Here is a 6,494-nt window from a genome sequence, read left to right as displayed (position 1 = left end):
GGGCGTGCGTGACCCGTATCCCGGGGCCGTCCCCGGCTGGTGCCGGAGGCGGGGCGTGGTTGTCGGCGCAGTGTGTGGCGGCGGTGCGGCCGGGCGGCCTCAGAGAGGCACACGCCTTGTGCCACGGCGGCCGGTGCGCCTGCCGGTGCCACCGCAAGACCGCCATCAGCCTCGGTCTGCTGGTCGGCGGGCCCGCGTCCCTCGCCGGTGGCGACGACCCGACCGGTCAGTCCGAGCCCGTACCGGTGCCCCCGGAGGCGACCGCGGGGCGGCCGGGCTGGGACCGGCGCCGGCACCCGCCCGTCACCCCCGCCGAAGCCACGGCGGAGATGCTGGAGGCCGGGTACGAGCCCATCGAGTCCTACCCGGGACGGGCGTCGGTGGCCTGGTCGTGCCGGTGCACGACCTGCGGAGCGGCACGCCGCGTCAAGCTCTCCGAAGCCCGCGCGGGGCAGCGCTGCCAACACGTCCGGAACGTACCCCTCCTGCCGCCGCCCCCGCGCCCCTGAGACCGGGGCGGGCGCGGCTGGCCCCACACCGGCGATCCCCCCGTGCCGGACATGGCCAGGGCCGGTCCGCCCGTCCCACGGCCCGACCCGCCCGTACCACCCCCTGGCGTCCTGTCCGGTGGCGGTACGGCGCGGGCCGGGCCCCCGGCCGGGACCGGTACCGCAGCCGTGCGGGGCTGCGACCGGGTCAGGTGCTGCAAGAGGCGCTGCTGAGGCGGTGGGAGAGGATGCTGATCGGTTCCACGAAGGTGCCGCCGGTTCCGGTGGGACGGCCGTTCATGCATCCGATCGGGTTCACGTGGTTGATGGCGGCGTAATAGGTGACGGAGCCCGCCGCACCGGCCGAGATGTACATCGACCGGACCACCGGCAGGGGGCTGGCCCAGGAGCACTTCACGTCGCCGCGCAGCCAGTCGTTGTCGGACACGTTCCAGGCGCACCGCTGGCCTGAGCCGCTGGTGCCGGTGTAGAAGCACACGTTCTTCGAGGGACAGCTGAAGGCCGTCGGCTGCGCCGAGGCGGATTCCATACCTGCCAGGCCCGCTGTCGCGGCCAGGCCGATCGCCATCAGGGCGGCGTGAGTCTTGCGCACGGCGTGCTCCTCGTTCGGTCGTCGGCGGATGCCCGGGCAGCCGAAGAGTGGGCAGGGGCGCCGGGCGTAACGGGTCCGCCTGTGGGGGCGTCTTCCCAGGATGCGTACGCCGCGGGAGGTTGTCGTTGGCCGTGGGTCGACACTTCCTTGACGACTGGGCGCCACGCCGGGCGCCGACTCTGGCGCTCCTCCCGCTGCCGCGACAGCAGTTCCGTCGTCGGCGCAGTGCCCGGCGGCGGGCCGGTGGACACATGCGCGGCAACGACGACTGCCGTCGTCATCTGATCGGGTGATCAGGCTCCCGGAGCGGCGCGGGAGGACCGGCAGGTGCAGCGAGCCTTATGGGCGCAGAAGGAATGCGAACAGTCGCACGCCTCGGCAGCGACCACCTACCACCGGACGTTCGAGGAGGCACCGTAAGCGCGGGACACCACACCTCATGGTCGGTTCCCGAGGAGCACCGAGCGGATCCGGCGTACGTCGAAGCCGGGGCGGCCATCGCGCTCGGTCAGGCGGTGTACGACCGCCGCACGGCTCTGGGCATCGACCAGGTGTCGCTCGCCGAACGCACGGGTCTCACCGTGCAGGACGTCGACCGCCTCGAAGGCGGCGGGACCACGCCCACTCTTCCGCTGTTGCGTACGTTGGCCAGAGCCCTCGACGCGAAGCTGGACGTGTCCATCGACACCGAGGAAACCCACGTCTCGTTCATCCCGCACGCCGCTTGATCTGCGAAGCCGCTCCTAGGCTGGCTGGTGTGGGACCCGGCGCCGTCGCGCGGCTGGCCCCACACCGGCAATCCCCCGTGCCGGACATGGCCACGCCAGCCGCCCGCCCCTCCAACCCGGCCGCCCGTACCACCGCAAGACGAGGGGCGCGAAGCTGGGCCTGTGTGGTCAGGTACGCGGCCTGAATATGTCGCCAAGGGTGTATGATGGCAGCGTTATATTCCAGAGGTGGAAGGGTGACACATGGCGTGGACGATCGTCGTGGTCGAACCGGCCCTGTCGTGGCTGCACAGCCTGCGCCGAACCGACCGCGCCACGCTCGCTCAGGTCAGCGCGGCCATCACCGCCCTGGAAGAAGAGGGTCCCGCGCTGGGCCGTCCCCTGGTCGACACCGTCAAGGGGTCTGCACTGGCCAACCTCAAGGAGTTGCGTCCGGGCTCGGCGGGCTCAGCGAGGTGCGACTACTGTTCGTCTTCGATCCCACTCGCCAGGCTGTGATCCTGGTGGGTGGTGACAAGGCGGGCAACTGGTCCGGCTGGTACCGGACCGCGGTGCCGCAGGCCGAGCAGGCGTACGCGGATCACCTCAAGCGCATCGAAGGAGAGGGCGACGCGCATGACCATCGATCACCGTAAAGACCCGCAGGCCGTCTCCTGGGGAGAGCTCGTGGAGGAGTTCGAGTTCACCCCCGAGGAGAAGGTTGAGATCGCGCGTGGAGCACGGGTGTTGATCGCCGCTGCCCGCGCGCACCGGCTTGCCGAGCTGCGTAAGCGGCGGCAAACCACACAGGTGCAGGTCGCCGAAGCCATGGGCGTCTCCCAGGCCCGTGTGTCGCGAATCGAAAAGGGCCAGTTGGAGCGCAGCGAGGTCGACACCCTCGCCGCCTATGTGCGGGCTCTGGGCGGAAAGCTGAAGATCGTCGCCGACTTTGGTGACGAGTCCTACGTCCTGGGCTGACGGCGGCGTCAGCCGGAAAGCTCCCCGCGCGGCCCGGACAGCAGCTCCGTGAAGGTCTGGGCCGCCGAAGGGGCCGCGTCGCCGCAGCAGTTGTTGAACAGGACGTGCACCTCCTCGGCCTCCTCCGCCAGGGCCCGGGCGCGGGCCGCCCACGGGGCCAGTTCGCGCGGCTGGTAGCGGTAGCGGTAGCGCTCGACGCGGTCGCCGTCGGACCACGCGTTGCTGCGGCCGTGGAAGCGGATCACGGACAGCCGCTTGTCGGTGGCGGCCGCCAGCGGGGGGACCGAGGTGGGGTGGCCCTGGGCCATGTCGACGCAGACCAGGGGCAGGTCGTGGCGGTGCAGGAAGTCGAGGGTGCGCCGCTGCCGCGCCTCGTCCTCGAACCACGCGCCGTGCCGGAACTCCACGCTCACCCGGTACGGCGCGCAGCGCTCGCGGCACTCCAGCACGTACCGCCGCGCCTCCGGGCCCGGCCGGAACCACGGCGGGAACTGGAACAGCACCGCGCCCAGGCGGCCCGCGTCGTGTAACGGGCGCAGGGCGCCCAGGAAGCGGTCCCAGACCTCGGCGACGGCGTCCGGCGGCAGGTGGTGCGGGTGGAGCATGGCCGGGGCGCCGGGCGGGCGCAGTGCGGCGGGGAGGGCGGACGTGCGGGTGGGGTGGCGGGTGAGCAGGGAGAACGCCTTGACGTCGAAGACGAAGCCGGGCGGCGTGCGCCGCACCCACAGGCGGCTGTTGCGCTCGCTCGGCAGCGCGTAGTACGTGGCGTCGACCTCGACGACCGGGAAGCGGGCGGCGTAGTAGCGCAGCCGGTCCTCCGCCGAACGTACCTGCTGCGGATACCAACCGGCCCGCGCGAGGGCCGGGTCCGTCCAGGAGCAGGTGCCGACCATGATGCGTCCCATGCGCGCCGGGTACCCCGCTCGCGGCGCTTATCGCCCGGCAACCGAGGAGTCCGCTGCCGGGACCCGACGGCGGCACGGCGGCGGCAGCCCACCCGCACCCTCCGGCGGGCTCCTCGCTAACTCTTGGGTAACCGTTTCGTAATCTCTTCGGTGCGGCCCCGCGTTCGGACATACGATCGGTCGGCCACACTGCTGGGGGGTGCATTTCGTGCCGGTTCCGCCCGGTGCGCCGGGGGCGGCCGGAGTCTGCCGCCTGTCCGGTGGTCTCGCCCTGTCCGTGTGGACGTAGCGACATCCACCGACAGGAGAAGTGTGTGTTCCCTGCCTCCTCGGGCGCGAGACACGGCCGCCGCATGCGCATAGGTCTGCCCGCCACCGCCGTCGCGCTCGCCGTCGGCCTCGGCGGCGCCCTCGCCTCCGCCCCCGCCCAGGCCGCCCGCGCGCCGTTCGCCGTGAAGCCGGACGCCGCGGCTCCGGCCGCCGACGCCCGCCCGGCCCCGTCCCGGGCCGAGCTGGCCGCCCGCGTCAAGGGCGCGCTGCGGGCCGACCGCCACGGCGCCGGAGCGGGCAAGAGCTCCCTGGCCGCCCAGGCGCCCGCCGCCGACACCTCCGCCGGTACGTCCGGGTCCGGTACGTCGGCCGGGTCCGCCTCGCCGTCGGGCGTCGACCCGAAGATCATCGGTGGCACGGACGTCCCGATCGCCAACGCGCCGTGGATGACCCAGCTGTGGTACTACGACGACCGGGGCACCAGCGACGAGGCCGACGACATCGGCTTCCTCTGCGGCGGCGCCGTCGTGGCGCCCACGAAGGTCCTCACCGCGGCGCACTGCGTCAAGGGCTACAACTGGTACGACAACGGGGTCCTGATCACCGGCACCGCCCAGCTGCCCACCGACACCCCCGGCGGCGGCGTCGACCTGCACGGCGGCACCCTCGGCGGCCTGTGGCGGCAGTGGAACCACCCGTCGTTCAGCAGCACCACGCTCGACAACGACATCGCCGTGCTGACCCTGCCCGACGCGGTCCGCGTCAAGCCGGTCAACATCACCACGTCGGGCGACACCGGCTCGTACGCGCCCGGCACCCAGGCCACCGTCTACGGCTGGGGCCGCACCAGCTCCACCAGCCAGGACGTCTCCCCGACCCTGCGCACCGCCACCCTGCCGATGGTGTCGGACAGCACCTGTGCCACCACCTACGGCTCCGACTTCGTCAAGGGCCACATGGTGTGCGCGGGCCAGCCCGCCACCGGCTCGGACGCGGGCACCGTCGCCGCCTGCAACGGCGACTCCGGCGGGCCGCTGGTCGTCGGCGGCAAGGTCGTCGGCGTCGTCTCGTGGGGCGTGAAGGACTGCGTGGCCCAGGGCTCGTACAGCGTGTTCTCCAAGGTCAGCGGGTACGTCGGCGCCGTCTACCCGCGACTGGACGACACCAACCTCAGCGGCGACCACCGCGCCGACCTGTTCGCCCGCCGCGCCTCGGACAACACCCTGTACGAGTTCGACTCCAAGGGCACGTCCTTCGCCACCCGGCAGTCCTGGGGCTCGTACGGCGACAAGGACATCGGCCTCCAGACCGACCTGAACCGGGACGGCTACCAGGACCAGATCATCCGCCGCACCTCCACCGGCGCCATGTACTGGCGGCACTGGGTGCCCTCCGCCGAGCGCTGGGACACCACGCTGATCTTCGGCTACTGGGGCAACCGCACCAAGGTCGTCGCGCCCGGGGACGTCACCGGCGACGCCCTGCCCGACCTGCTGTCGGTCACCAGCGGCGGCACGCTCTACATCTACCCGGGCAAGGGCGACGGCACCTTCGGCTCCCCGGCGGCCGTCAGCGGCGGCTGGAACCAGTACAACCGGCTGGTGGGCCACGGCGACTTCACCGGCGACGGCAAGGCCGACCTGCTCGCCCGCGCGAGCAGCGACTCGTCCGTCTACCTCTACCCGGGCACCGGCAAGTCCGGCTCCGGCGCCTACGGCGCGCGCATCCGCGTCCGCGGCTGGCCGCAGTTCAACGCCTTCGCCGCCGTCGGCGACATCACCGGTGACGGCAGGGCCGACCTGCTCGCGCGCACCCCGGCGGGCACGCTCTACCTCTACCCGGGCACCGGCAAGGCGTCGTCCGAGATCTTCGGCAACCCGACGAACATCGGCACCGGCTGGCAGCAGTACAACCTCTTCGGCTGACCCGGCCGAGGTCCGTACGCACGTATCTCTTCCGGCGGGCCCCCGCCGCGCGTCTTCGACACCGCGCGGCGGGGGCCCGTCCGCGTGGGCCGGGCCGCTCGCTACGGGCGTACGGCCGTGGGGAACCGCTCGCTACGGGCGTACGGCCGCGGCGACGGCCCGGGGGCTGCGCGTGGTGCCGCTGCCGGGCACCGGGGCCGTGGCGTCCGAGCCCAGGGCCACCACGCGGTTGGCGGCGTCGACGTGCACCACCTTCGGCCGCAGCGAGCGCGCCTGCGCGTCGTCCACCTGCGCGTAGCTGATCAGGATGACGAGGTCGCCGGGGTGCACCAGGTGGGCCGCCGCGCCGTTGATGCCGATGACGCCGGAGCCGCGCTCGCCCTCGATGACGTAGGTCTCCAGGCGGGAGCCGTTGTCGATGTCGACAATGTGCACCAGCTCGCCGGGCAGCAGGTCGGCGGCCTCCATCAGGTCGGCGTCGACGGTGACCGAGCCCACGTAGTGCAGGTCGGCCTCGGTCACGGTGGCACGGTGGATCTTGGACTTGAGCATGGTGCGCAGCACGGTCGTCACTCTCCTGGCGAGGCACAGAGGTCGCGCCCCCGGGG

At 72.6% G+C, this 6,494-nt stretch carries 6 protein-coding genes and 2 pseudogenes; 5 read left to right on the top strand and 3 right to left on the bottom strand.

Going from position 1 to position 6,494, the window contains the following annotated elements; genetic code table 11:
- A pseudogene (locus RKE29_RS09045) lies at positions 1 to 509 on the top strand (hypothetical protein); the annotation flags it as partial.
- A 187-nt stretch (positions 510 to 696) separates the two neighbouring features.
- On the opposite strand, the gene RKE29_RS09040 reads toward RKE29_RS09045, so the two are convergent.
- A complete protein-coding gene (locus RKE29_RS09040) occupies positions 697 to 1,101 on the bottom strand; it encodes a peptidase inhibitor family I36 protein (protein WP_312004571.1) in 405 nt (134 codons plus the stop codon).
- 356 nt (positions 1,102 to 1,457) lie between these two features.
- Between RKE29_RS09040 and RKE29_RS09035 the strand changes: the two genes are divergently transcribed.
- From RKE29_RS09035 to RKE29_RS09025, 3 genes and pseudogenes are all read left to right on the top strand, one after another.
- Positions 1,458 to 1,829, top strand: coding sequence for a helix-turn-helix transcriptional regulator (locus RKE29_RS09035; protein ID WP_312004569.1), 372 nt, complete (start codon positions 1,458 to 1,460; stop codon positions 1,827 to 1,829).
- A 243-nt stretch (positions 1,830 to 2,072) separates the two neighbouring features.
- Positions 2,073 to 2,464: pseudogene (locus tag RKE29_RS09030) on the top strand (type II toxin-antitoxin system RelE/ParE family toxin).
- Positions 2,445 to 2,786 carry an XRE family transcriptional regulator gene (locus RKE29_RS09025; protein WP_312004568.1) on the top strand — a complete coding sequence of 114 codons (342 nt, stop codon included), beginning with the start codon at positions 2,445 to 2,447 and terminating at the stop codon, positions 2,784 to 2,786. Before RKE29_RS09030 ends, RKE29_RS09025 begins: the two are co-directional and overlap by 20 nt.
- Before the next feature lie 8 nt (positions 2,787 to 2,794).
- Here RKE29_RS09025 and RKE29_RS09020 read toward each other — a convergent pair whose 3' ends face one another.
- Positions 2,795 to 3,691, bottom strand: a complete 897-nt coding sequence (locus tag RKE29_RS09020; protein ID WP_312004567.1) for a DUF72 domain-containing protein — start codon at positions 3,689 to 3,691, stop codon at positions 2,795 to 2,797.
- 353 nt (positions 3,692 to 4,044) lie between these two features.
- Between RKE29_RS09020 and RKE29_RS09015 the strand changes: the two genes are divergently transcribed.
- On the top strand, positions 4,045 to 5,886 hold the full coding sequence (locus tag RKE29_RS09015) for a trypsin-like serine protease (protein ID WP_312004566.1): 1,842 nt from the start codon (positions 4,045 to 4,047) through the stop codon (positions 5,884 to 5,886).
- A gap of 132 nt (positions 5,887 to 6,018) precedes the next feature.
- Here RKE29_RS09015 and panD read toward each other — a convergent pair whose 3' ends face one another.
- Complete coding sequence (gene panD / locus RKE29_RS09010; protein WP_312004565.1) at positions 6,019 to 6,450, bottom strand: aspartate 1-decarboxylase; 432 nt, start codon at positions 6,448 to 6,450, stop codon at positions 6,019 to 6,021.
- Between the last annotated feature and the right edge of the window lie 44 nt (positions 6,451 to 6,494).

Source organism: Streptomyces sp. B1866 (assembly GCF_031932565.1).
In the GTDB taxonomy this organism is placed as follows: Bacteria; Actinomycetota; Actinomycetes; order Streptomycetales; family Streptomycetaceae; genus Streptomyces.
The sequence above is the reverse complement of the archived record's forward strand: the minus strand, read 5'-3'. Positions and strand labels throughout refer to the sequence as shown.

What these genes read in the sequence shown, in the direction of transcription:
- RKE29_RS09020 (WP_312004567.1), bottom strand. Translation starts at nt 3,691, where the DNA reads ATGGGACGCATCATGGTCGGCACCTGCTCCTGGACGGACCCGGCCCTC.
- RKE29_RS09025 (WP_312004568.1), top strand. Translation starts at nt 2,445, where the DNA reads ATGACCATCGATCACCGTAAAGACCCGCAGGCCGTCTCCTGGGGAGAG.
- RKE29_RS09035 (WP_312004569.1), top strand. Translation starts at nt 1,458, where the DNA reads ATGCGAACAGTCGCACGCCTCGGCAGCGACCACCTACCACCGGACGTT.
- RKE29_RS09015 (WP_312004566.1), top strand. Translation starts at nt 4,045, where the DNA reads ATGCGCATAGGTCTGCCCGCCACCGCCGTCGCGCTCGCCGTCGGCCTC.